The sequence below is a fragment of the uncultured Amaricoccus sp. genome, assembly GCF_937858865.1.
Classification (GTDB): Bacteria; Pseudomonadota; Alphaproteobacteria; order Rhodobacterales; family Rhodobacteraceae; genus Amaricoccus.
Genome location: NZ_CALLYO010000153.1, coordinates 1 through 2,705, shown reverse-complemented (window position 1 = coordinate 2,705; position 2,705 = coordinate 1). Strand labels below are relative to the sequence as shown.

Below are 2,705 nucleotides of genomic sequence, written 5' to 3'. Positions count from 1 at the left end.
CGGATGGTCCGACGCCTTCGCAAGAACCATCATCGGCCAAATGCGATAGCCCTGGCGCCGACCTGAGCGCCGTCTTGCGCGGCCGGGGCGCGCTTGCTAGCGTCCCGACCGCGGCCAACGAGGGCGTCCCGAGGTGTCCATCCGCTCCTGTCTGCGCTCCTGGATCGTCCTCCTCCCGGTCCTGCTGCTGGTGGTCGGCTGCAGCCGCCCGCCGGAGCTCATCGGCATCGACAATCCGGCGGTGCCGGCCGCCTCGGTCCCCGATGCCAGCCGGCACCGCATCTTCATCGCCACCACGCGCGAGGCGTCCGAGGTGGTCGGCGCCTTCTATTCCGCCGAGCGGGCGCCCGAGGTCGGCCTCGCCTCGGTCGACGTGACCATCCCGCCGGGCCACGTGCTCGGGCAGCTCGAGCGGCCGGAGCGGCTGCCGCCCGACCCGCGCAAGGAATTCGCCGTGGTCGACCCGGTCGTCTACCGGACGAGCGCCAGCTTCATCGCCGAGATCGACCGCGAGCTCGCCCGCCGCCCGCCGGGCCAGCGCGAGCTGCTCCTCTTCATCCACGGCTACAACAACACCGCCAGCGACGCGCTGCTCCGCCTGGCGCAATTCGTCGAGGACAGCGGCTTCCGCGGCGTGCCGGTCCTCTTCACCTGGGCCTCGGCCGCCAGGGCGCCGCGCTACGTCTACGACCTCAACAGCGCGCTCGTCGCGCGGGCGAGGCTCAAGGACGTGGCCGACATCCTGGTGCGGACCAGGGCCGAGAGCGTCGAGCTCTTCGCCCATTCGATGGGCGCCTTCCTGACGATGGAGGGGCTCGTCGAGGCGGAGAAGGCCGGCTATCTCGGCCGCCGCGTCACGATAAACCACATCATGCTGGCCTCGCCGGACATCGACATCGACCTCTTCCGCACCCAGATCGTGCAGCTGCCACCGTCGATCCGCGAGCGGATGTATCTGTTCATCTCGAAGGACGACGGCGCGCTGCGCCTGTCGCGGCGGATCGCCGGCGGGGTTCCGCGGGTCGGCGCCGCCGACGCGGCGGAGCTCGAGCAGTTCGGGCTGACGGTCATCGACCTGTCCCAGATCGACGATTCGAGCTCCGGCAGCCATACCAAGTTCGCCGGCTCCCCCGAGGTCGTCCGGCTGATCGGCGCCGGGCTGAACACCGCCGGACGCTTCGGCGAGAGCACGACCCCCGGCCTCGACCGGCTGCTCGAGGAAGTGCCGATCCGCATCTTCGACTGAAGCGGGGCGGTCCTTTCGGCAAATGCCGTTGCCGGTGGGCGATCGGCTAATCTGGCCAGAGCGCCGACAGCGGGAAGGAAATCGCCTCGAAGGGAGGAACCCTGGCCTCATCGTCGTCCTTCAGGGCGGCGAGGAGAACCCAGCTGCCGCCCTGGAGCGCGAAGGCTTCGAGCGTGCGCGGCTTCGGGTCGACGAGCCAGAGATGCGCGACGCCGTTCTTCGCGTAGATCCGGCGCTTGTCGGTGAGATCGAACCCGCGCGTGCCCGGGCTCAGCACCTCGCAGGCCCAGTCGGGCACGAGGTCGAACCAGGGCGCGTCCGGGAAGACCGGCATCCGCCCGCGGCGCCATCCCGCCAGATCCGGCACGAGGACGTCGGGTCCGAGATGGAGCTCCGGCTCGTCGATGATCCACCAGCCGCCGGGGCCGCCGCGTCCGAACTGGAAGGGCGCACCGAGCTGGAATCCGAGCGACGAGCCGGCAAGGGCGTGATGGGATGCCGGCCGCGGGTGAAGATGCAGCGCGCCCTCGACGAGCTCGGCGACCATGTGCGGCGGCGCGTCGAGGACGTCCTGGTAGGTGGCCGGCGAGCGATCTCGTCTGGAATGCTCGTTCATTGCGAAGCTCATGCCCTTCTCCCTTCGACGATACCCTACGCCGGGCAAGGCGTCACTCGATCGTTGGCCCCGGGTTTCTTGCCAGCGGCGCCCTTTCGGGGGCGTGAAGCCCGTGCCATGTCGCCTTGCCATCGCTTGGGGCGGGCGCTAGTGTCCGCGCGTTTTTCGGGGGCCGGGAACGCTGGCCGCGGTGAAGCAGCCCGTGAGCCAGGAAGGGATCGAGATGTTCGCAACACCCGCATTCGCGCAGGCGGCAGGCGGCGGCGCCGGAGCCGCCGGCGGGCTGATCAGCTTCGTGCCGATCATCCTGATCTTCGCGATCATGTACTTCCTGATGATCCGGCCGCAGCAGAAGAAGGTCAAGGAACACAAGGCGATGGTCGAGGCGCTCCGGCGGGGCGACCAGGTGGTCACCTCGGGCGGGCTGATCGGCAAGGTGACCAAGGTCGCCGACGGCGAGGTCGAGGTCGAGCTGCCGCCCTCGAACGTCAAGGTGCGCGTGGTGAAGGCGACGATCAGCCAGGTGATGAGCAAGACCGAGCCCGCCGAGGCATGAGGCGATGCGCGCGCGCCCCGCGGCGCGCGCCGGAGGATTTTACCGACACATGGCCGACCAACCGCTCTGGAAACGCGTGCTGATCCTGGGCATCTGCCTGATCGGCATCATCGTCGCGCTGCCGAACGCCTTCTACGGCCGGGTCGAGAGCGCCAACGACGCCCGCGCGGCGCTGGCGCGCGGTGAGACGCTGACGCCGGAGATGCAGCAGGACATGGCCGGCTGGCCGGGCTGGATGCCCTCGCGCCTCGTCAACCTCGGCCTCGACCTGAGGGGCGGGGCGCACG

At 69.9% G+C, this 2,705-nt stretch carries 3 protein-coding genes and 1 pseudogene; 3 read left to right on the top strand and 1 reads right to left on the bottom strand.

Annotated elements, in window-relative coordinates:
• Nucleotides 1–133: 133 nt before the first annotated feature.
• The gene (locus Q0112_RS04325) at nt 134–1,246 is read left to right on the top strand and encodes an alpha/beta hydrolase (RefSeq protein WP_297971888.1); all 1,113 of its coding nucleotides are present in this window, start codon (nt 134–136) and stop codon (nt 1,244–1,246) included.
• A gap of 46 nt (nt 1,247–1,292) precedes the next feature.
• Here the strand turns inward: Q0112_RS04325 and Q0112_RS04320 are convergent, their stop codons facing one another.
• On the bottom strand, nt 1,293–1,874 hold the full coding sequence (locus tag Q0112_RS04320; RefSeq protein WP_297971884.1) for a Uma2 family endonuclease: 582 nt from the start codon (nt 1,872–1,874) through the stop codon (nt 1,293–1,295).
• 211 nt (nt 1,875–2,085) lie between these two features.
• Here Q0112_RS04320 and yajC point away from each other — a divergent pair, with 211 nt between their 5' ends.
• Nucleotides 2,086–2,418, top strand: a complete 333-nt coding sequence (yajC, locus tag Q0112_RS04315; RefSeq protein WP_297971893.1) for a preprotein translocase subunit YajC — start codon at nt 2,086–2,088, stop codon at nt 2,416–2,418.
• Nucleotides 2,419–2,467: 49 nt separating this feature from the next.
• Nucleotides 2,468–2,705, top strand: a pseudogene (locus Q0112_RS04310) (protein translocase subunit SecD); the annotation flags it as partial.